At 53.0% G+C, this 21,302-nt stretch carries 19 protein-coding genes; 10 read left to right on the top strand and 9 right to left on the bottom strand.

Translation table 11 applies throughout. The annotated features are described in order from the left end of the window. Window positions 1-4: 4 nt before the first annotated feature. From ACQ0MK_RS14600 to ACQ0MK_RS14585, 4 genes are read right to left on the bottom strand one after another with little or no spacing between them, the layout of a single operon-like run. Window positions 5-2,080 (bottom strand): hypothetical protein, encoded by a 2,076-nt coding sequence (locus ACQ0MK_RS14600; protein ID WP_430473238.1) that lies wholly within the window; start codon window positions 2,078-2,080, stop codon window positions 5-7. Then, entirely contained in the window at window positions 2,077-4,791 is a 2,715-nt protein-coding gene (locus ACQ0MK_RS14595) for a DUF4159 domain-containing protein (RefSeq protein WP_430473237.1), read from the bottom strand. Before ACQ0MK_RS14595 ends, ACQ0MK_RS14600 begins: the two co-directional genes overlap by 4 nt. After that, window positions 4,788-5,735, bottom strand: coding sequence for a DUF58 domain-containing protein (locus ACQ0MK_RS14590; protein WP_350041407.1), 948 nt, complete (start codon window positions 5,733-5,735; stop codon window positions 4,788-4,790). The genes ACQ0MK_RS14595 and ACQ0MK_RS14590 overlap by 4 nt, the downstream gene beginning before the upstream one ends. Window positions 5,736-5,744: 9 nt before the next feature. Next, window positions 5,745-6,782: an AAA family ATPase gene (locus ACQ0MK_RS14585; protein WP_430473236.1), complete on the bottom strand. Its 1,038-nt coding sequence runs from the start codon at window positions 6,780-6,782 to the stop codon at window positions 5,745-5,747. 114 nt (window positions 6,783-6,896) lie between these two features. Between ACQ0MK_RS14585 and ACQ0MK_RS14580 the strand changes: the two genes are divergently transcribed. Genes ACQ0MK_RS14580 through ACQ0MK_RS14560 form a run of 5 tightly spaced genes read left to right on the top strand, consistent with a single transcriptional unit; the run spans window position 6,897 to window position 10,461 of the window. Further along, on the top strand, window positions 6,897-7,478 hold the full coding sequence (locus tag ACQ0MK_RS14580; protein WP_430473235.1) for a DUF1285 domain-containing protein: 582 nt from the start codon (window positions 6,897-6,899) through the stop codon (window positions 7,476-7,478). Beyond that, entirely contained in the window at window positions 7,475-8,119 is a 645-nt protein-coding gene (locus ACQ0MK_RS14575) for a CoA pyrophosphatase (RefSeq protein ID WP_350041410.1), read from the top strand. Before ACQ0MK_RS14580 ends, ACQ0MK_RS14575 begins: the two co-directional genes overlap by 4 nt. 24 nt (window positions 8,120-8,143) lie before the next feature. Then, window positions 8,144-8,431 (top strand): hypothetical protein, encoded by a 288-nt coding sequence (locus ACQ0MK_RS14570; protein ID WP_430473234.1) that lies wholly within the window; start codon window positions 8,144-8,146, stop codon window positions 8,429-8,431. A 54-nt stretch (window positions 8,432-8,485) separates the two neighbouring features. After that, entirely contained in the window at window positions 8,486-9,820 is a 1,335-nt protein-coding gene (locus ACQ0MK_RS14565) for a CCA tRNA nucleotidyltransferase (RefSeq protein ID WP_430473233.1), read from the top strand. Continuing rightward, on the top strand, window positions 9,817-10,461 hold the full coding sequence (locus ACQ0MK_RS14560; RefSeq protein WP_430473232.1) for a GDSL-type esterase/lipase family protein: 645 nt from the start codon (window positions 9,817-9,819) through the stop codon (window positions 10,459-10,461). The genes ACQ0MK_RS14565 and ACQ0MK_RS14560 overlap by 4 nt, the downstream gene beginning before the upstream one ends. Window positions 10,462-10,496: 35 nt before the next feature. Here ACQ0MK_RS14560 and ACQ0MK_RS14555 read toward each other — a convergent pair whose 3' ends face one another. The 5 genes from ACQ0MK_RS14555 to ACQ0MK_RS14535 form a co-directional block, all read right to left on the bottom strand. After that, the gene (locus ACQ0MK_RS14555; protein ID WP_430473231.1) at window positions 10,497-10,844 is read right to left on the bottom strand and encodes a hypothetical protein; all 348 of its coding nucleotides are present in this window, start codon (window positions 10,842-10,844) and stop codon (window positions 10,497-10,499) included. A gap of 121 nt (window positions 10,845-10,965) precedes the next feature. After that, complete coding sequence (locus tag ACQ0MK_RS14550) at window positions 10,966-12,786, bottom strand: GGDEF domain-containing protein (RefSeq protein ID WP_430473230.1); 1,821 nt, start codon at window positions 12,784-12,786, stop codon at window positions 10,966-10,968. A 255-nt stretch (window positions 12,787-13,041) separates the two neighbouring features. Next, window positions 13,042-13,992, bottom strand: a complete 951-nt coding sequence (gene xerD / locus ACQ0MK_RS14545; protein ID WP_430473229.1) for a site-specific tyrosine recombinase XerD — start codon at window positions 13,990-13,992, stop codon at window positions 13,042-13,044. Window positions 13,993-14,004: 12 nt separating this feature from the next. Next, complete coding sequence (locus ACQ0MK_RS14540; RefSeq protein ID WP_430473228.1) at window positions 14,005-15,999, bottom strand: antifreeze glycopeptide; 1,995 nt, start codon at window positions 15,997-15,999, stop codon at window positions 14,005-14,007. 1 nt (window position 16,000) lies between these two features. Then, window positions 16,001-16,138: a hypothetical protein gene (locus tag ACQ0MK_RS14535; protein ID WP_350041417.1), complete on the bottom strand. Its 138-nt coding sequence runs from the start codon at window positions 16,136-16,138 to the stop codon at window positions 16,001-16,003. A 431-nt stretch (window positions 16,139-16,569) separates the two neighbouring features. Between ACQ0MK_RS14535 and ACQ0MK_RS14530 the strand changes: the two genes are divergently transcribed. From ACQ0MK_RS14530 to ACQ0MK_RS14510, 5 genes are all read left to right on the top strand, one after another. After that, complete coding sequence (locus ACQ0MK_RS14530) at window positions 16,570-17,181, top strand: shikimate kinase (protein WP_430473227.1); 612 nt, start codon at window positions 16,570-16,572, stop codon at window positions 17,179-17,181. Between the two features lie 4 nt (window positions 17,182-17,185). Further along, window positions 17,186-18,301 (top strand): 3-dehydroquinate synthase, encoded by a 1,116-nt coding sequence (gene aroB, locus ACQ0MK_RS14525; RefSeq protein WP_430473226.1) that lies wholly within the window; start codon window positions 17,186-17,188, stop codon window positions 18,299-18,301. 150 nt (window positions 18,302-18,451) lie between these two features. After that, entirely contained in the window at window positions 18,452-19,726 is a 1,275-nt protein-coding gene (locus tag ACQ0MK_RS14520) for an HlyC/CorC family transporter (protein ID WP_350041420.1), read from the top strand. 233 nt (window positions 19,727-19,959) lie between these two features. After that, on the top strand, window positions 19,960-20,409 hold the full coding sequence (locus tag ACQ0MK_RS14515) for a CBS domain-containing protein (RefSeq protein ID WP_350048423.1): 450 nt from the start codon (window positions 19,960-19,962) through the stop codon (window positions 20,407-20,409). A 176-nt stretch (window positions 20,410-20,585) separates the two neighbouring features. Further along, window positions 20,586-21,167, top strand: coding sequence for a DUF2889 domain-containing protein (locus tag ACQ0MK_RS14510; RefSeq protein ID WP_350048425.1), 582 nt, complete (start codon window positions 20,586-20,588; stop codon window positions 21,165-21,167). Window positions 21,168-21,302 lie beyond the last annotated feature (135 nt).

Here is a 21,302-nt window from a genome sequence, read left to right as displayed (position 1 = left end):
TCAGCTATTTGCTTTCGACCCGCCAGCCCAGCAAACAGATCGCCCCGATCAAAAGGGCGATGAACGGCAATGGCAGCAAATTTGTGATGCCGCCAATGATGGTTTTGTAGCTGTCGGTTTGAATGAAACCGGCCCAGTTGCTGCCGTGCCAAACCCGGCTATCGGGCACATGACGGAAATCAGGCAATCCATTTTCTATGCGGCCGATATAGCCGCCATTTTCCGACACCAATCCGGCAAGAAGTTCCGGGGTTGAATTGGTGTTTTGCGTTTCAGCGGTCAGCACATCGCGATCAACATGAAGGGCAGTTTGTCGACGATCATCTTGATCACGGACACTGATCCGGATCAGGCCCCGTTCGGCGATTGGCACCACCGCCTGCCACGACTGATCGGGTAATTGTTCAAAGGGCGCGTTGATTTGCGCACCGCTTTCCGGGTTGATAGCACTTGCCGATTTCGGTGATGCACCGATTTTTCGCCAATTCAGGATCAAGCTTTGTCCATCAGGGCTTCGCGCCGTTTTGACCGTGTTTTCATCAAGGGCGGGTTCCTTCATCAGCCAATGTGACAGACGCCGCAGCAATTCGGCAACCGGCCCGCCGCCATCATGACCACGTTGCCACAGCCACATCTGATCGGAACTCAACATCGCAACCCGTCCTTCTTCAACGCGTTGTAATGTCAAAATCGGCATATCATCCACCCCGGTCAACAGGGTCATGGCATCCGGATCGGAAACCCTGGTTTCGATTTGACGGTACCAGCGCCCCCATTTTGGGGGTGTGCTCGGCGATCCTGCAATGACTGCCGTGACCGGGTGTAAGCGCCCGGCAGGATTAACCCGCGGGACGAAGGGTTGTTCAACAATGCGCCCGGTCGTCTTTGCCGGCATCAGATCATCAAGGGCTGTGCTAGATAGTCCTTCTGGTCCGATATATTCCGGACCGGCGACAACAAGTGCAGCCCCACCCCAGCGGACGTAATCGACAACCTTTTCCAGATAATGCGGCGGCAAAACCCCGCGCATCTGATAGCGATCAAAAATGATCAGATCGAATTGACGCAGGCGGACTTCAAACAGATCCCGGATCGGAAACGGGATAAGGGCCAATTCATTGATTGGCGTGTCATCGCCTTTTTCCGGTGGTCTTAAAATGGTGAAATGCACCAGATCAACACCGGGATCGGCGCGCAGCAAATTACGCCATGCCCGTTCACCCGGATGTGGTTCGCCCGATAACAACAATACCCGCAGGCGATCACGTACCCCGGTTGTCTCCAGAATAAGCCGGTTGTTGGTGCGATCCGTTTCTTCCGGAGCATCGGGCATCCGTAATTCTGCCAAAACCGATCCGGCATGGGGGACAGGAATGCTGACCCGCTGTTGTTCGTTCGCCGGGAGGAAGATTTCCTTTTCCGTGCCGTCTTCAAGCAACATCCGCACGGGCACAGGGGTTCCCGGTGCAAGGTCCTGATCAACGGCTTCAATCATGAATTCGGCATCCTTGCCGACAATGCCGTAATCGGCACTTTGGCGGACCACAAGGCGACGGTCGCGTTCATCTTCCGCCCCGCTGATCAGAACATGCAACGGTGCGCCAAGATCAAGACGGCCGGGAATGTCATGGACTTGCCCATCCGTTATCATCATTACCCCGCCAAGCCGTTCGCGGGGAATGCCGCCCAACAGACGGTCAAGGACAGCAAACATGCGAGTGTCGGATTCGCCGGAAACTTCTTCGAACCGCACTTCAATCGATGGATCGTTTGAAAAGCGATCTTTGATTTCGGTAATCGCGGCATCTGTCTGATCCGTGCGCCCGGCGATACGTTGGCTGGCAGATCGATCCACCAGTACCAGAACGATATCGCTAAGCTTTTCGCTTTCGCGATCAGTGAATTGCGGGGCCAAAAGCGCAAGAAGGACAAGCACCATCACTACCGCGCGCCAGACCGTGCCGCGCAGACGGAAAATGGTAAACAGAATGATCGCCGCCAAGCAGACAAATGCCAACCCTTGCAGAATGGAGATATCCAGAAGGGGCGATATCTGAAGATTTTGCCAACCCTGGTTCATCGGCCCAACCTTTCAAGAATGGCGGGAAGGTGAACCTGATCGCCCTTATAACTTCCGGTTAAGGCATACATCACAAGATTGATGCCAAACCGGACAGCCATTTCGCGTTGGCGCGGGGCGATGTCTTCGGCCAGCAGCTCATCCCGTCCTTCGGGAAGTATCCATGCCGATGCCCAGTCATTGCCGCCAAACAGGACCGATGCCACACCGTCAAGACGTTGATCGGGGCGGGCATCAAGCCATAAGGGGGCCGAAAACCGTCCATAGGCGTGATCAAGCAAATAGAAACTGCGAAACAGGATATGGTCGCCCGGCGCACGGTCCAGAAGAGGAACTTCAAGACCGGCAAGCAGGCGGCGCAAACGGGCCGGCTGGACTTCGCGGTCGCGGCTATCGATCAAAATCATGCCGCCATTATTCAAATAGCGATTGAGCCGTTCGCGCGCACGTTCGGAAAACGGTTCCTGTCCATCAACCAGTGGCCAGTAGATCAATGGGTAAAAACTAAGCTCGTCCGTTTCAGGATTTATACCATCAACTGTATTTAAATCCGCAGCACTGCGACGGCGCAGAAATTCGGTCAGGCCGGTCATGCCTGCCTGACTAAGCCGGTCTACCGGCGCAACACCGGTTTTCAAATAGGCTAGACGCGGTGCCAGAGCGGCTTCCTGAATGGATGCGGCATGTGAAACCGTATTGGACCCAAGTAACATCATGCCCGCCAACCCGGTGATACCAAAGGCAATCAGGATGGAGGTAAATGCATTGCTTTGCCGGTTGCGTCGCAGGGTGACGTGATGAATGGCCAAAAGGATCAGCGCATCAAACAACAGTAAGGCAAGTGCCCCCAGCAGACAAAGTGCGGCCAAATCAACCTGACTTTGATCGGTGATTTTGCGCGTGCTGATGCCAGATGGCCAAACCATATCGTTGGCAATATTGTCCAGAGACGGTCCAAGATTAAGCGAAACAGCCTGACCGTTTTCACCATATATTCCCGGAGGATGACGGGGATTAGGCGTTGGAAGCGGGGCACGAACCGGAAGGATCAAGGCATCAGGTTGATGGGTTTGACCAAACCCGTCCAAAACCGTTTGGGGTGGCAGGCTTGAGCTCAGTTCCGCATCGTTGCGGTTGCTGGGGCTGGCAAGCGGCAGGATTTTCTGCCACAGCTCGACAAACAGGCCCGACATTGGAAGGTTTGACCAATCAGCCCATGGCGTTACATGGAACAGAACTACCCGCCCGGAATTGCGTGGGGCACTGGTGATCAGGGGGGTACCATCGGTAAGGCGGGCCCAGGTTTTACTGAGGATGTCGGGGTCCGGTTCGGCCAGCAATTGACGGGTTACCGTGATGTCTTGCGGGACTTCTATCCCGTAAAACGGGCTGCTGTCAGGGAAGTCAAGCAAGCGCTTAGGTTTTTCCCATGACATCGAGCCACCAAAATCACGGTTCCCCAACCGCAAGGTCACCGGCAGGAATTCATTGCCAATCTCGGTCGAACTATCCCCGGCAAAGCGGACCAGCATGCCGCCTTCATTTACCCAACGTTCAAGGGCCTCATACTGGCTAGCAAGGCCGGAAACTGGACCGGCGGCAACCAGAATATCGACCTTCTTTTCCAGAAGCCTGCCCAATGGTTCGTAAGATATTTCGGCATAAGGGGAAAGTGCGCGATCAAGGAAGAAATACTGATCAGACAGAACACCCGGACTATCCCCGGAACTTACAATCACACCAACGCTGCGCTGTTGCCAACGTGCGCCGGTCTGAAACACGGTGGCGGCATCTTCAATGCCCTCAATTCCGACGGCCTGAATGGCATTGGCGATATCACTGGGTAAAAAGATTGCGACTTCTGTCTGATCGGTATTGGCAGCAAGTTCACCACTGTGACGCAAAAGAACGCTTCCCCGGTCACCGCGGGCCAAAAGATTGATTTCGCGTGGGGTTTCGCTGCGATTATGCGCGATGGTTGCCACCAGCCCTGTGCGTGAACGCATTAAAGAACGAATGGCAATCCGGTCAGACCGTGTTGGCGAAATGATCGTGATCGGGGCAATGTCCTGAAGGTCTGAGGCAATCGTTGCTTTGCCCGGACTGTCCATATTGTCCGTCAGCCACAAAATACTACCAATCGTGTTGTTCATTTGCGGATTTTCGGAAATCAGATCGGACAGGGCGGTATAATCCGAATTCCACGGGCGCGGTTGTAACCGATCAATCAGGCTGTCGGCATCATGGGACGAAATCGGCCCCACGATGTCGGGTAGTTTCCATGTGGATGCACCGGATGCTTCGGGCGCTGTTTGGGCAATATAGACCGTTTGAAGATCGAACCGGGCCTGATTGGCAATCTGTTGCAGGGCGGTTTTGTATTGCGCCCAGTTGGCCGCACTTTGCCAACCATTGTCGGCAATGATCAGAACCGCGCCATTGTTCTGGGCAAAATCATTGCGGTTCATGACCGGTCGGGCGGCGGCGATAATCAACAGGGTCAGGATGATAAAGCGCAGAATGGTTTGCCAGATCGGGGCGCGCTGAATATCACGGCGTTGGCTTTTAAGGCCGCGCAAAAGGCGGGCGGCGGGAAAAATGACGTTTTTCGGCGAACGTGGGGCGGACCGGATCAATAGCCAAACCACCGGCAAGATCATCAGACCTGCCAGCATGGCGGGATACAGAAATGTAATGGCCGACAGGCTCATGACATCTCCTGCTGGTTCTGGCGATGCAGGGTCGGGCGTCCGCGCCCGTTTGAACCACTTTGATTCTGGCGTTCGCTGAGATGTTGATAAAGCGCCAACAAGGTCGGGCTGGCACTGTCAGATGTGACATGGCGATCATACAGCCAATCGTTTTGACGCGCGGCATCGCGAACAACGGCACGCCATTTTTGTGCACGTTGCTTGAACCCGTCGGCAATGTCTTCAAACCGTTCACTTTTGAAGACCATTTGATCTTGGGTATCATACAGGTTGACGCGTCCGCGAAATGGCGGGGAAATCTCGGCCGGGTCAAGAATTTGAACCAGTGAACCATCGTTTTGATATTGGCCAAGCTGACGGATGGCATTTGCGGTTTTTTCGCCGTGATCGGCAAATTCAAGAAAATCCCCCAAAAGCAAAACCGAATGTTTGCGACCGGGATGAATTCCCATGCCTTGCTGGGCGATGCTTTGTGGACTGGCCAACATCGCATGGGCAAGTTTTTCAAGATGTTCTGCCGATGTAATTCGGGTGCGCTCGCCATCAAACGTGCCGACCGTTTCACCATTACGGATCAAAAGATCGGCAAGGGCGATGGCAATGATCAGGGTCCGTTCGGCCTTTGATGAAATAGTGTCGGCGGATGACCAATACATCGATGGCGATAAAACCGGCCATATCCAGTAATTGTGACTGGCCTGCCATTCGGTCTGACGAATGAAAGTATGGTCCGAACGGCCTGAGCGCCGCCAGTCAATCTGATTGGTGGGATCACCGGGGACATAGGGGCGGAACTGCCAGAAATCGCTGCCCGGGCCAACCTTGCGGTTGCCATGAAGACCGCTCCGCAAACTGATTGCCGTTCTGCGGGATTCATCGATCAATTGGGGCAGTCGTGCCGCAAGGGCGCGGGCGGCAGCGACATGATCATGCACGGCGGTCACTGCCAACTCCTAGCTCTCCTGAAGGTGGGCAAGCGCATCTGCAATCAGGCCTTTGGCGGTATAACCTTCTGCGCGTGCGCCGTAAGTCAGGCCAAAGCGGTGACGCAGGACCGGAACGGCCAGTTCTTCTATATCTTCAATCGAAGGCGCAAAGCGACCAAACAACATTGCCCGTGCCCGGCATGCCAACGACAATGCCTGTGCCGCACGTGTGCCGGGGCCCCACGCAACATTTTCGCGGATATCGGTCAGGGATGTGCTTTCCGGGCGGCATTCGCGACAAAGCGCGATGATGGTATCAAGCACACGATCAGGCATCGGCAGACGGCGCACGAAATCTTGTGCTTCGACCAGATCATCTGCCTGAAGAACCTGACGCGGGCGGTTGGGGTAACGGCCCGTTGTTTCGGTTACGATCCTGCGTTCTTCGTCGGCATTGGGATACCCGAGACGGACTTCAAGCAAGAAACGATCAAGCTGTGCCTCGGGAAGGGGATAGGTGCCTTCCTGTTCCAACGGGTTTTGGGTGGCAAGCACATGGAACGGTTCAGGAAGCTTGTGGCTGTAACCCGCAACAGATACTTCACGTTCCTGCATGGCCTGCAACAATGCTGACTGTGTCCGCGGGCTTGCGCGGTTGATCTCATCGGCCAGAAGCAACTGACAGAAAACCGGGCCCTTGATGAACCGGAACGCCCGTTTGCCATCCGCACCATCTTCAAGCACTTCAGAACCCAGAATATCAGCAGGCATCAGGTCAGGCGTGAATTGTACGCGTTTGTCCAAAAGACCAAGGACTTTGCCCAATGTGTGGGCCAGTAACGATTTGCCAAGACCGGGCGCGCCGACCATCAAGACATGACCGCCGGATAAAATTCCGATAAGTGTTTGCTCTACGGCATCATTCTGCCCAAATATAATGGATGAAACCATTTTGCGGGCTTCGGCCAGCCGGTTGACGCATTCGTCTAAACGAGCTGCGTCGCGTTCCAGACTGCTGTCTTGGGAAAAACCCATTTCTTCGGGGAAACGTGGCGCGTTTGTCATGATGCTAGACTTTGCTTCCTTTGTTGGGGCGCGGATGCTGGTCGATTGTAGAACGCAGATGGTCTCAGATAAAGCAATACGAGAAAACGTCTGGTTCGGGATCAACTGTACAGCATGACTGATAACCAAAAAACCATCGATCTTGCCGAAAATTTATGGACCCGCCTACGGGGACAAATGCCCGGGAATGGGCGGCATCCGCAAATCTGCGGTGACATTCCTATGTCTATAGGTCGGGATGGAACATGGTTCTATCAAGGTGGTCCGATCGGCCGAATTGAGTTGGTGAAACTTTTTTCTTCCGTACTGCAGCGTGACGAAGAAGGAGGCCACTGGCTTGTCACCCCTGCCGAGATGGCCAGAATTGAAGTCGAAGACGTCGCTTTCATTGCGGTCGAGCTGATAAATGAAGGGCATGGCAAGGACCAGATCATCCGGTTTCGAACCAATATCGACCAATGGGTGGACCTGGACAAAGACCATCCGCTGCGTGTCGAACAGGACCCCAAAACAGATGAGCCGTCCCCGTATGTCGGGCTTGAACGCGGGCTCGAAGCAAGATTGAACCGGGCGGTTTTTTACCAGCTTGTTGAATTGGCGGATGAAATAAGTGACCCTGAAAGCAATATGTTACGTATCGGTGTGTATAGTCATGGACAATTCTTTGAAATTGGCCGGATGGAGAACCCTGAATGAAGCCCGATGACATCATTGCGGCCTTAAAAGCACCACAGGGTGGTATCTTGCAGCGCCGGGGCGACCATGCAGTGGATTATCCCGGTTCGAAATCGCGTGCACGGGCCTTTGCCGAAGGTGAACTTGTTTCGCGCCCTGCTGCGGTTTTGGTGCCGCTGGTCAAGCGCGACGATGGGCTGCATGTGATTTTAACGCGCAGAACCGACCATCTGAGTGATCATGCCGGTCAGATCAGTTTTCCCGGTGGCCGTCAGGAAGAAGAAGACGCAACGCTTGAAGAAACCGCACTGCGTGAAACCGAAGAAGAAATTGGACTTTCGCGCCGTCATATCAATCTGATCGGTCGAATTGACGATTACTACACCGTAACCGGCTATCAAGTGACGCCGATCATTGGATTGATCACACCACCCTTTGATCTGGTACCAGATGATCATGAAGTGGCTGAGGTGTTTGAAGTGCCGTTGACCTTCATCCTTGATCCGAATAATCAAAAGCTGCAATCGGTGACATTTGAAGGCACACGCAGACGTTATTTCGCAATTCCCTACCGGGAATATTACATCTGGGGTGCGACCGCCGGGATGCTTGTGAATTTCAGCGAAGTCATTCGTGTCAACGCACCAACCCTTCAACCTTAAACCAAGTGTTTGGGACATTGCCTTATGTTGCGACAAATTATCCAGATCGGCCTTCCTTTGATACTACCCTTTATTCTTTACGGGTTGTGGCTGAAATGGGCACGGGTCAAGGCCATCCGCGAAGGTCATGAAGTCATCCCGCCCTGGAATAAAGGACCATGGTTATTGCTGTTTGGGGCCGGTGTTGCCTTAACTGCCGCGATCCTGATTTTTACCGCATTGGGGACTGGTGCGCCGCCTGATTCCATTTATCATGCGCCAGTATTGCGCGACGGCGTGGTTGAACCGGGCTATTTCGAACCGAAAAAGTAACAAAGCCCGCAAGCGTGATTGCGAAACATCATTGAGCGGGTGCCAAGGCCTCAGATGACAGCACTGGAAGTAACCGGAAGATTGCGGCCATACGGGATTATGGTTGCCGATGATACGGCCCGCGTGTTTGACGCCATTGCGCAACATGGCGGGCAGGCACGTTTTGTCGGTGGGATGGTGCGCGATGCACTGCTTAAACGCGACTTGTTTGATGTTGATATCGCCTGTGACCTGTCCCCTGAGGAAACCTCAAAAGCCCTTGAAAAGGTCGGTATTCGCGTTATCCCGACCGGGATTAAGCACGGAACAATCACTGCGATCACGGATGCCGGCGCCTATGAAATCACCACCCTTCGGGTCGATGTCCTAAGCGATGGTCGCCATGCCGAAGTCGCCTTTACCGACAGCTGGCTTGAAGATGCGAAACGGCGCGATTTCACCTTTAACGCCATTTACTGTGATCTGGACGGCGCGGTCTATGACCCGTTCGATGGGGAAACCGATCTTCGCGAAGGCCGGGTGCGCTTCATCGGGGTGGCGGAAAACCGGATTGCCGAAGACTACCTGCGGATATTGCGGTTTTTCCGTTTTCAGGCATGGTTCGGGCGCCCGCCAATCGATCCGATCGGGGCAGAGGCCTGCCGCAAGGCGGCAAAAAGCCTTGTGGATATTTCGGCTGAGCGCATCCGCGATGAAATGTTCAAATTGCTAAGATCCCAAAGCCCTGCCAGTACGATTGGCAACATGATCGGGTTTGGCGTTTTGCCTTCAATCCTGCCGCAGCTTGTCCAGACCGATTGTCTGCGCATCATGCAATGGCTTGATAGTACTGCCTTGGCTGATCCAGCCATCCGACCGGATCCCTTGCGCCGTCTTGCGGCTTTGTTTGCGGTTGGCGAGTTGCACGATGACGCTGAAAATCAGGATGGAAAGCCTGCCACGGCGGAACAACTTGCCCGTAGACTGCGTCTTTCGAACGACGAAACAGATCGCTTTGTCGCGATGATTTCGCATGCGCCGCTGATTGATCCCGAATTACCAATTGAGACGATCCATCAGGACTTGTACCGCGTAGGGGCGGATGCATTTCGTGACGCCGTTTTGTTGGCATGGAGCGTACGGGCGTCTGTGCCACCACGCTGTTCGCGTACCGAAAATGAACAATGGAAAAGCCTGTTGGCGATTGCGGCAGATTGGCAGCCCGTCACATTCCCAATACAAGGGCGCGATATTCTAAGTGCTGGTTTGGTCCCGGCTGGACCGAAAATCGGTGTGATGTTAAAGCAGGCTGAAGAATACTGGCTTGATCACGGGTTCGCGCCAGACAAAAAAGATTTGATTGCATATCTTGCCAGCCAACCCTTGGCAGGCGAACAGGAGACGGAATGAGCGAAGGCAAAATCGGACATCGCATTTGCTGTTTTGGTGACAGTTTGGTCAATGGTGTTCGCGATGCGGATAAAGGCGGCTGGCCAATGCGGTTGGGGCGCAGGCTTCTTGACGATGCCAAACGCGAAACCACGATCTATAACCTTGGCATTCGCGCAGAAACCACCGAAGGACTTAAAGCCCGGTGGAAGTTTGAGGCCGAGCTGCGCATGGTGCCTGATTTTCCGACTGTCCTGATGTTCAGTTTTGGCGTCAATGATGCCAACCATGCCGAAGACCGCGGCGAAGAAACCACCATGCGGGTATCCCCGGCGACATCGGCAGGAAATGCAGCCGAGATTATTGGCGAGGCCGCAAAGCTCGCCCCGACCCTGTGGATTGGTCCGCAGGCCGTGATTAATGGCAGCAAATCCAGTCAGGAAATCAACGAACGTCTTGAAGGGTTAAACCAGATTTATCTTGAGACGGCCCGTGGACTTGATGTGCCTTATCTCGACGTGCTTAACACCACCCTTCATGATGAAGCATGGCAACGGGCATTGCGCCGTGGGGATGGATATCACCCGGACAAAGTTGGTTATGACCGTATGGCAGAACTGATTTGGCAATGGGATGGCTGGCAGAACGCACTCGGGCTTTAACAAAGCTTTGCGTTCATGCTGAACTGGTATTCTGATCAGGCGTAGAAGTCGATATAGGTGCCGCGTGCGGCGTTTGAACTTGCGCTGGCACCGCTGGCATAACCCGACGGATCATAGCCCGTTGCAGCATCATATTCAGCATTGTTTTCAAGCGCGTTGCGTTCAAGATTAGAACTGTCAGATTTTTGTTGCTGGTTTCTTTGCTCATAGGCAAGAAGAGCGCGATTGATATCTTCGTCTTGAACGACATTTTGCTGACGGGTCGCCTGTTCGACGATCTGGTTTTGTTGATCTTCTTGCTGTGCATTGCGCGATGCCACCGGACGCGCGGGGCGAACCGGGATCGTTTGCAGCAGCTCGTTTGAAGAATTAACGCTAACCATCTTGTGTCAGTAACTCAATCTGATAAAGCAAGGCGCGACTCACCCGGCATTTTTCGGATTTTAATCAAGCTGACGCGAAATTGAAGCACTAATTTCAACCCGTTGCTGTTCACCCGATCTTTTATTGAATGCCTTGGGTAAGAACCTGTTTCCCGGTCATTGGGGCAGGCGTGCACGGTGCATCATAAAAGCCGCTTGCGAACCTGTTAGCACTACTCTTGGCAATGGCCTTAAGTTTGGCAGCTTCGACCGACACATGATCAAGTGTGATGTCTGTGCGTTCGGACGGGATGCGGATCAGGGCGGCACTGACACTCATAAGATCAAATCGCGCCATGTTGTTATCGCGCCCTTTACCGATCAAATACCCGCGATCACGGGTTTCCGGATCATAGAAGCTTTTGATTTGCTCGTCGAACATTGCCTGTGCGCGTTGGACTGCCTCGACCGCATCTTCGAAATCAATAGACTGGACATAGGCAAAAAAGTCATCGCCGCCAATATGGCCGACAAACCAGTCATTCTGGCTGAGCACTTTGCCAAGGATGTCCTTGAATAAAAGGATCGCGCGATCACCTTGGCGGAAACCGTATCGGTCATTGAACGGTTTGAAATTATCAAAGTCAAAATAGACGGCAAAGCGACGTCGGCGGGGGTCAGTAAGGGCGCGTGCCGCATATCGGTAAATCGCACTATTGCCCGGAAGCCGGGTTAACGGGTTTTCATCCCGGGCGTTAAGTGTGTTGCGTTCGTTCACGGCACGCAACAATGCACTTTGATCAAGTACGCCAAGATAGTGACCATTTTCCGTCAGGATCACGCCATCAAGTGCATCGGTCGCAACAAAGGTTTCAAGCAATTCGGAAAGGCTGGTGCGGATATCTGCGACCGGGCATCGGCGCAGGAACCGTTTGATATTGGCACGGTTGGCCGGGTTCTGTAGTAATTCACGGCCAAACGGGGTGTAGATAAAAGCCTTGAATTCGGCATCCCTGACCACCCCCATCGGTTCCCCATGTTGATTAACAACCGGGACCAGTGAAATGTCGGGGTTCTGCTGAAAATATGTCAGGATATCGACCGGGTTAATATCACTTGGGATGGCGGGGGTATCTAGCAGATAAGACCGCACAACGGCATCATCACAATCTGTTTGTCGGCGGGTGTCTGCGGCAATATCGGCGGCAACCGGGACGATGTCGGTTCGTTCAGGAAGATCAACGGATGGGCGGGCAATAAAGAAACCTTGCACTAGGTCGCAACCCAAACGTCGGCAACATAAAAATTCTTCACGGGTTTCGACACCTTCGGCGACGACCTGTGCCGCGATCATGTGGGCAAAGGCAGTGATTTGGGTGACGAACAATTCTTTGCGCCGGTCGCGGTCAATACCATCAATAAAGAACCGGTCGATCTTGATGATGTCGGGTTCACATTCATAAAGCGCACGCAGTTGGGCAAAGCCACTGCCGTAATCGTCAATGGCAATCTTGAAGCCCTGACTGCGATATCGCACCAGAATGTCTTTAAGATAACCGGCATTGCTGATGTCGTGGCGTTCGGAAATCTCAAGGAAGATGGTGTCGCGTTCCAGCCCTGCCTCGGCCAATAATGCCGCTGTTTGGCCGGGTTGATAATCCTCGGTTTTCACAACCCGATTATCGAAATTGTAAAAAAGCTTTAGGCGTTTGGCGTCGGGCATCCGGGCAAATTTTTCAATCGCCTTGGCGCGCAGCATCATATCGACGCTATGCAGGTTGCCGGTATCCCACGCGGTATCAAACAATGATTGAATGGATGGAAACCCCGCAGCATCCCAACAGCGCAACAAGGCTTCGTAGCCAAAAACATGGCCCGTATGTGGGCTTACAATCGGCTGAAAGGCAAAATCGACCTTTTCGACGACCTGTTGCCAATTGCGCAACATGACTGGTTTGGTCATTGGCCGGCCGGACATCAATTCATCGTCTGCACCAAACGCCAATGCAGTTCCCCGATCTTCAAAAATGGTCTGAGTTCCCGGAATAAGGATTTACGGAATGTTCCGGTATTGCTGGTATCGCAGAATTGACAACAACTTGATGACAGTAAAGTTACGAATAAATGACATCCGCAGAAAACGTCCGTTTTTGTGTCAGAATACTGACTTTTTCTTATACAAAGGGGTTAGATGAATTTCGCAAGCTAATACTAACTTCTATTTCGCACCGAGATGTGCAAGCGGATGATGTTCCTGTACCAGTCCACGTAGCCGTGACTCGAGGACATGGGTGTAAATCTGTGTGGTCGAAATATCGGCATGGCCCAGCATCTTTTGCAAACTGCGCAAATCCGCACCATTGGCCAACAGGTGGCTGGCAAAGGAATGACGCAACACGTGCGGCGATACTTTTGATGGTGGGACCCCGGCATCTATTGCCAGATCCTTGATCATTTTCAAAAACATCTGCCGGGTTAAATGGCCGGTTTTTCCACGTGACGGGAATAAGTATGAGGATTGACCGGGCCGATCGGCATGCCCGTTTGATTTGTCTGATGATATAAACGCATCGCGGACAACAAGATAATCCCGAAGTGCATCCCGCGCCGGATCAGACAAGGGAACAAGACGTTCTTTGTTGCCTTTGCCGCGCACAATCAGCATCTGCGGATCGCGGGCCGCCGCGGCATAGGGCAATTCAACCAGTTCGGAAACACGCATGCCGGTTGCATACATCAATTCGACCATCGCAACGAGGCGCTTGCCCTTGATCCCCGGATGATCGATAGCGGCCGTAATCAGACGATCAATCTCATCAATCGACAAGAATTTCGGCAAGGTCTGGCCTTGTTGTGGGCTGTCGATGTTCGAAGACGGATCATCATTTCGATATCCATCAGCATAGAGAAACTTGTGAAACTGGCGCAACGCCGACAGACGTCTTGCCTGTGTGCGCGGTGCCAATCCCGCAGCCCCCAACTCCGCCATATAACGCCGAAGGTCGGTATCAACTGCTGCAACCGGATCAGACTTACCGGCAGTTAGCGACGATGCATAATCTTCAAGATCCCGGCGATAGGCATCAAGCGTATGTGGACTTGCCCCACGTTCAGCCGCCATCATTTCAAGAAAGGCGGCGATAAGGGAACTAGTCAGTGCCTTGGCCATCGCCTGATTCCATTACTGGTCAAAGGACAAAAGCAATTCTGTCGCAAGGTGGCGTGCATCACTTGGCAGCCCAACCAATTCAAGGGCGGCGACTGTGTCAGCCAGTGCTTTCGGGTCGGCATTTTCCTCGGCCGAGATTTGCTGTGCTTGAATGGCCATGGCAACTGTTTTGGCCTTCTGGCGTGCCGCAGCGGAAGCATTGAGGTGATGGGATACTGCACTGCTGATTGTCAGGCGGTTTTCAGCATAGGGTGCGGTTAAAAGCCCATCCCAAAGTCCTGCTGGGACTTCGATGCCGAACCCTTCATACAGATTGAAAATCAGTTCACCATAGCGTTTTGCAGCCGCCTGATCGCCGCGGGCTGCCTGCATTTCCTGCCATTCGGCCATGCGGGCACGGTGGCGGGCAAGCGCCTGTGGATCTTGGGTTTCGACCTGTTGTGGTTCTGGCGCGTTTACGGTAACCGCACCGCCCAGACCAAAGCTTGGCTGTGGCGTGCTCTGAACATCCATCTGTGCCATCGTGTTTTCCACGGGCTTGACAGCACCGGTTTCCTCAAGCCCGGAAATGGCGAGGACCGGATACAGCAGGCTGATCCGCCATGCGATATCGTTGCTTGGATTTGCCGCATTCTTGGCGATCTGAAGCCAGTTTTCAGCACGTTCAAGCGCATTGGATGCGATGGATGCCTTAAGTGCGACAACCGCAAACCATGAAAAGTCACCATTGATCGGGATTTCAGTCAGAACCGGGGCGGTAAGGCGTGCGGCCTGAAGGAAGTCACCTTCGATTTCGGCATTCTCAAACAGTGCAGCCAGAATTTCTGCGCGGGCGGCGGGCACATCGCTTTGGATGGCTGCTTGATAAAGTTTGGCATACTGGCGGGCCTGAATGCCTTCAGGGGCATCATCAAGTGCATTATCCAAAACACCCGCATCGAAATTCACCGCACCATAAATCCCGGCCAACTGATAGGCACTGATCAACCCAAGCTTTTCGGCTTTGCGGGCAGCTTCAAGACGAATGTCGGTTGCGGTGGCATCTGCATTGATCATACCAATGATTGCTGCGGCATTGCCAGAATCAAGCTGGCTGTTGGGAATGGATTGTTTGGCGATGGCCAAAAGCGCGATATCAATCGGGCGGAGTTCTTCAAGCAAGTCGGGTGAAACGGCACCGCCGCTGCGAATGGCGCCCACCAGCCCAAAGAAGGTGGCATCACTTTCGCCGTCCATTTCGCGGACAAGATCAACCGAAAAGGCCGCCGATGCCGGGTCATTGACATGAAACGCGCACATGACGGCAGCTTTTAGCCAGAACATCTCGTCATAGCTTGCCCCGTAACTTTCAATTGCACTGCAGGCATCGTCGATCTTGGCGCCGATCAAAAGGGCATTGACCTCGGCCTGCGCCAGCATCGAACCGCGTGATCCTTGTGGGGCTGCACGGACCAGCTCAATGGCTTCATCCAGTGCGCCCATATTGATCAGTTTGGCGACACGGGCTTCAAGCAGGCTGATTTCTTTTGAGTCCTGTGGTAAGGCTGCGGCAGACAGCAAAAGACGAATTTGCAGATCGCGCGCCGTATGGGTGGCCGGTGTTGCGGGAAGATCGGAAATCAGCTGTGCCGCAGATTTCCGTGTTGTCCCATTCCACATATCAATACCCAGCCCGCCACGGGACCGGTCAATCGTGCCAACGGCTTCGACGTCAACGGCACCAAGGGTCAGGGATTGAACCGCGTTTGGATCGGACGGAAAGCTGTTGGTTTCGGGGTTCGATGTCGTGCCGGCCCCAAAGCCACCAGAAGAAACCGCATTGGATGGGCTGTTTTGGGTGGAGGGCGTTTCATCAGATCGAAGTTCTGCGTCCCGTTCTGCTTCCTGTTTTAAAAACAGTGGTACAGGTGCCGAGGTCTGTGCATATGCAGGCGCGGATACAATTCCCGTTCCCGTCATCATTGCCAGTAAACAGGTCTGTATCAGCAGGCGGGAACGCAAATTCATCTTAATTGAACCTCGAATTCGGAATGGTTTCTTCGATTTGAGTGGTCGGTGCCGGGATATCCCAAGTGACAAGGAACGTAGCACCACCGGCAATTACGGCGATGACCAGCAACAAGATGAGGCGCGATAAGATCTTCATTTTAATCCAGACTTCGAAGCGTTTAAGCGAATGGCACAACGACCAGTATGCTGACGATAATCAAAGATGCAAGAAACGGAAACAACGCGTTGATCATTCAATCAAATGATCAACGACATTTCTGGCATGTTTGTATGTTCCGTCCAACAAGACCACACAACAGGATGGTCAAGCAGGCTGGGTGACATTTCATTTCGGCAACTTCAAGGCAGTATAAGCTGCTTGATCCTGACAGAGGGTTAATAAGCATCAACGCAACAAGGTTCGCCAAATGCGCCTTTGGGCACGTGCCCTGTGACCTGCATCGGCAAATTTGCGCAGGTTTTTTGTTGCAAATTATACGTGGTTTGCTTGCGTTCGACGCCGAGCTGGCCTAAAGAATTGGGTAATTTGTATATCAACCGGATGAACTACAGGACTGCAAACCGAACATGGACAGCAACATTGCCGAGTCGGGTTTGCACGAAGACGTAATCGCCAAAATTCGGGAAGGCCTTAAAGGCCGGACTTTGGTTTTTATTGGACTGATGGGTGCAGGAAAAAGCTGCATCGGCCGAATGGTCGCCAAGGAACTGAACCTGGAATTTGTCGATGCCGACCGCGAAATCGAAGAAGCCGCTGGCTGCTCGGTTGCCGATATCTTCAAGCTGTATGGCGAAGAGGCATTTCGTGATGGCGAGGAACGTGTAATTGCCCGTTTACTTGATGGCGAACAGATCGTGTTGGCCACAGGCGGAGGTGCGTTTATTCGCGAACGCACCCGCCAACTGATTCTCGATAAATCCATATCTGTTTGGCTGCGTGCGGATATTGATCTGCTCTTGCACCGCACGAGTGGCCGAACCCATCGTCCGTTGCTGAATAGCGGCGATCCGCGCCAAATTCTGGCGGGACTTATCGAAGCGCGTCACCCGATCTATGCCGGGGCTGACATTGTTTTCGACTGTGATGAATCGTCAAAAGAAGAAACCCGCGATGCAGTTTTAGAACTGATGGCGAATTCTTTTGATGATGACGGTCAATTGATCAAGACAGGAAGCTGACGAAGTGAGCAATCACGATACCCTTCGCGTCGAACTTGGCGCACGCAGTTATGACATCCTTGTTGGCAGCAATCTTTTGGCAGATACCGCCAAATATATCGCACCCTTTGTCAGAAAGGCCGGGGTTATCGTGATCAGTGATGGGGTCGTGGCCAACCATCATCTTCCAACCGTTCTGACATCCCTTGATGGTGCAGATATCGCGCATCGGGAAGTTGTCGTGCCTTCGGGCGAGAAATCCAAAAGTTTTGCCGTGTTCGAAGATGTCGTCGAACAGATTTTGGCAATGGGCATTGAACGATCCACGCTGATCATTGCATTGGGCGGCGGGGTTGTTGGTGATCTGGCGGGCTATGTCGCGGCATCTCTTTTGCGCGGTCTTGATTTCGTGCAAATCCCGACAACACTTCTTTCACAGGTCGATAGTTCTGTCGGTGGGAAAACCGGGATCAATTCCAAATCGGGCAAGAACCTTGTCGGGGCGTTTCATCAGCCGCGTCTGGTTCTGGCCGATACGGCTGTTCTTGATACGCTTCCGGCCCGTGAATTGCGTTCGGGCTATGCCGAAGTTGTGAAATACGGCCTGATTGATGATCCGGAATTCTTTGCATGGCTGGAAGAAAACGGTCAGGCGGTTCTTGATACAGATGGCGCGGAACGCCGTCAGGCCGTGATCAAAAGCTGTGCGGCAAAGGCCCGCATCGTATCCGAAGATGAACGAGAAGGCGGCAAGCGTGCCTTGCTTAACCTTGGTCATACCTTCGGTCATGCGTTTGAAGCAGAAACCGGTTACGGCGAAAAGCTTTTGCATGGTGAAGCTGTGGCGATGGGTATGGTAATCGCCCATGACGTTTGTGGTGCGATGGGCATGGCGCCTGCCGGGGAAAAAGATCGCATTACGGATCATTTGAAATTGGTTGGTCTTCCGGTCAGCGCATCGGAAGTTGCCGGGATGCATTGGGATATCGACAAAGTGATTGGTCATATGTCACGCGATAAAAAGGTCCGCGACGGTGAAATCACCTTTGTCATGACACGCGGTATTGGCAAGGCATTCACATCCAAGGCCATGGATGTTGAAAAGATGCGGGCGGCAATTACCCGGTCGTGCCGTGGCTGATTGATCGTCTTTGTGTCGAGACCAGACATGGCTTGTCTGATCGGCTAATCTGTTTAGTGATGTTGTTAACTTGTTTAACGGCAATTGACCTTATAGGTGAAGACAGGACAAAGTAGTTTTGTTGCGATCACCCTTTGGAGACTTCCCTGAATGACAATCACGATCATCGTGATTTTTTTCCTGCTGATGTTGTCGGCATTCTTTTCTGGCTCGGAAACTGCGCTGACAGCAGCGTCGCGTCCGGTCATGCATCACAAAGAGCAGGATGGGGATCTGCGCGCCGGGATCGTTAACAGGCTGCGCCAGTATCAGGAACGCCTGCTTGGCGCGATCCTGCTGGGCAATAACATGGTCAATATTCTGGCCTCAGCCCTTGCGACATCGGTAATGATCGAGCTGTTTGGCGAGAACGGTGTTGTCTATGCAACCATTGCCATGACAGCACTTGTTCTGGTGTTCTCCGAAATTCTGCCAAAAACCTATGCCCTGCAGCATGCCGATACCATGGCACTGCGGGTCGCCCGACCAATGAGCATTCTTGTGGTGCTTTTTGCCCCGGTGACGCAAACCATTCAGGTTGTCGTGCAGGCAACTTTGCGGCTGTTTGGCAGCGGCGAAGGCCCCGGTCTGGACAGCGAACGCGAATTGCGTGGGGCAATTGAATTGCACGCCGATGATGTTGTCGTCGGCAATCATCACGCCGAACGCACCATGTTGCATGGCGTGCTTGATCTTGAGGATGTCGGGGTATGGGAAATCATGGTGCACCGTCGCAAGGTGCAGATGATTGATATCACCCGTTCGATGGAAGAGATTATTGATACGGTGCTGGCCAGTCCGCACACCCGTATTCCGGTCTATGAAAAAGACCCCGATAACATCGTTGGCGTTTTGCATGCGCGTGAAGTGCTTAAGGCGATTGTGCGCGGGGCAAAACCGACATCGGCAGCCGATGTGCGTGAATTATGCGCAGAAGCATGGTTTATCCCGGATTCCACGACCCTTGCCGATCAGTTAAAGGCATTCAAGGAACGGCACGAACATTTTGCCATCGTGGTTGACGAATATGGTGCGTTCGAAGGCGTGGTATCGCTTGAAGACATTCTTGAAGAAATCGTTGGCGACATTGCCGATGAAACCGATGTTGAAGTTGTCGGTGTTCAACCCCAAACCGACGGATCGGTGATCGTGCGCGGTGACGTCACCATTCGTGATTTGAATCGTCGATTTGGCTGGCGTCTGCCCGATGAAGAGGCCGCAACTGTTGCGGGCCTTTTGCTGTATGAAACCCGACGTATTCCCGATGTCGGGCAACATTTCCGCTTCCACGGGTTTGAATTTGAAGTCCTTCGCCGTATTCGTAATCAGGTAACGCGTGTGCGGATGCGTGAAGTTTCCGATATTATCGCGGCAGATCAGGAATAAGCCAGACGCGACGAATGGTTGATTGCGTTTTCCTGATATGAACCGGTTCGGCGTAAACCGTTTTAAGTTTCTCCACTTATGGGTTAAAATCTTGTCAGAAGGTCTTGACCCAAAGGATTGCAGGGCCACTTGCAAATAAGGGCCCCTGTGTTTCGCAAGTGTTTTGCAGCGCAGCACCAAATGATCTGATCGGGTTTGGGCGTGTGGCAACAGCAATCTGCAGAGAGAGAAAAATGGATACGAAAATCGTACCAGGTGTGGTTAAGGAGCAATCCATAGCGACACTTAATCCCGCCGATTCCGTAATGGATGCCGTTAACCTGATGTCCGAACGCAAAATCGGTGCCGTGATCATTGTTGATGATAATGCAAAGCTTGCAGGTATCTTTACCGAACGTGATCTTGTGAACCGTGTTGTGGCAAAGGGACTTGATGCTGCGACTGTGCCATTGTCACAGGTTATGACCAGCGATCCCGATACACTTGGCCCCAACGATACAGCAATGAGTGCGCTTAATTTGATGAGTGCCCGGCGCTACCGCCACTTACCTGTTGTCGACGGGGATAAAGTGATTGGCATGGTGTCGATCCGTGACCTGTTCAACGCGGTCAAGGCGCAACTTGAAGAAGATGTTCGCGAACGTGAAAAGTTCATCTTCGGATCGGATTACGGCGTCGCCTAGCGGGAATTTTCCGGCGCAAGGATGGCTGTAATCCGGCTTTTGCCTTCAATCCAAGTTCGTTTTCCCGGCCTGTTTGGGCGCGGGAGGATAGGTGTGGGCATTCTTTGAAAAATGCTTTGTTGCGTGACAACGTGCAAGTGAATATCTTTACGTTTACGTAAAGGAGAGAATTCCCGATGCCATTGTCCAGCCCCGCCGCGCGTGAACATATTCATACCCGCACCGTGACCTGTCAGGGGTTTCGCCGTCAGGACGGGTTGTGGGATGTCGAAGGCCACATCACCGATATCAAGACATACGGATTTGCCAATCACGACCGTGGTGAAATCCCGCCAGGCGAACCTGTCCATGAAATGTGGATACGGGTCACCATCGGTGATGATCTTGTCATACAGGCGGTCGAGGCGGTCACGGATTATGCGCCCTTCACCGGATGTGAGGCGATTGCGCCCGATTATGAAAAACTGGTCGGGTTAAAGCTTGGCCCGGGCTTGCGCAAACAAATCCGCGATCGTGTCGGAGGTATTCATGGATGCACGCATCTGAATGAGTTGATGGGGCCGGTTGCAACCACGGCTTTTCAGACGGTATTTCCGATCCTTGCCCGTGAATCGCTTGAGGGACAGCAAGAAGGGCATCCTTCAGATGACAAAACGCCAAAACGGCGCATGCCATTGATCAATACCTGTCATGGTTGGCGCAGTGACGGGCCTGCGGTCCGGCGCGTTGCCCCAGATTTCTATACAGGTGAGAAATAGGTTCTTGGAGTTTATCTGATCAAAGGGCAGGCCAATAAGTTTACCTTGCAAGTGGCGTTTGAAGGCCCAATATCAAAATCTATCCGTCGCGTGTATTTGTCAGGCTGGACATGACCTTATTACGCCGTGTTGGAA

Origin of the sequence: Thalassospira lucentensis, assembly GCF_050516545.1 — a bacterium.
GTDB lineage: Bacteria > Pseudomonadota > Alphaproteobacteria > Rhodospirillales > Thalassospiraceae > Thalassospira > Thalassospira lucentensis_C.
Note: the sequence above shows the minus strand (reverse complement) of the source record. Positions and strands in the feature narration are given on the sequence as shown.

Excerpts from the sequence above, each read along its gene's own strand:
- ACQ0MK_RS14600 (WP_430473238.1), bottom strand. The coding sequence starts at position 2,080 with ATGAACCAGGGTTGGCAAAATCTTCAGATATCGCCCCTTCTGGATATC.
- ACQ0MK_RS14595 (WP_430473237.1), bottom strand. The coding sequence starts at position 4,791 with ATGAGCCTGTCGGCCATTACATTTCTGTATCCCGCCATGCTGGCAGGT.
- ACQ0MK_RS14585 (WP_430473236.1), bottom strand. The coding sequence starts at position 6,782 with ATGACAAACGCGCCACGTTTCCCCGAAGAAATGGGTTTTTCCCAAGAC.
- ACQ0MK_RS14580 (WP_430473235.1), top strand. The coding sequence starts at position 6,897 with ATGACTGATAACCAAAAAACCATCGATCTTGCCGAAAATTTATGGACC.
- ACQ0MK_RS14575 (WP_350041410.1), top strand. The coding sequence starts at position 7,475 with ATGAAGCCCGATGACATCATTGCGGCCTTAAAAGCACCACAGGGTGGT.
- ACQ0MK_RS14570 (WP_430473234.1), top strand. The coding sequence starts at position 8,144 with ATGTTGCGACAAATTATCCAGATCGGCCTTCCTTTGATACTACCCTTT.
- ACQ0MK_RS14565 (WP_430473233.1), top strand. The coding sequence starts at position 8,486 with ATGACAGCACTGGAAGTAACCGGAAGATTGCGGCCATACGGGATTATG.
- ACQ0MK_RS14560 (WP_430473232.1), top strand. The coding sequence starts at position 9,817 with ATGAGCGAAGGCAAAATCGGACATCGCATTTGCTGTTTTGGTGACAGT.
- ACQ0MK_RS14555 (WP_430473231.1), bottom strand. The coding sequence starts at position 10,844 with ATGGTTAGCGTTAATTCTTCAAACGAGCTGCTGCAAACGATCCCGGTT.
- ACQ0MK_RS14550 (WP_430473230.1), bottom strand. The coding sequence starts at position 12,786 with ATGACCAAACCAGTCATGTTGCGCAATTGGCAACAGGTCGTCGAAAAG.
- xerD (WP_430473229.1), bottom strand. The coding sequence starts at position 13,992 with ATGGCCAAGGCACTGACTAGTTCCCTTATCGCCGCCTTTCTTGAAATG.
- ACQ0MK_RS14540 (WP_430473228.1), bottom strand. The coding sequence starts at position 15,999 with ATGAATTTGCGTTCCCGCCTGCTGATACAGACCTGTTTACTGGCAATG.
- ACQ0MK_RS14535 (WP_350041417.1), bottom strand. The coding sequence starts at position 16,138 with ATGAAGATCTTATCGCGCCTCATCTTGTTGCTGGTCATCGCCGTAATT.
- ACQ0MK_RS14530 (WP_430473227.1), top strand. The coding sequence starts at position 16,570 with ATGGACAGCAACATTGCCGAGTCGGGTTTGCACGAAGACGTAATCGCC.
- ACQ0MK_RS14520 (WP_350041420.1), top strand. The coding sequence starts at position 18,452 with ATGACAATCACGATCATCGTGATTTTTTTCCTGCTGATGTTGTCGGCA.
- ACQ0MK_RS14515 (WP_350048423.1), top strand. The coding sequence starts at position 19,960 with ATGGATACGAAAATCGTACCAGGTGTGGTTAAGGAGCAATCCATAGCG.
- ACQ0MK_RS14510 (WP_350048425.1), top strand. The coding sequence starts at position 20,586 with ATGCCATTGTCCAGCCCCGCCGCGCGTGAACATATTCATACCCGCACC.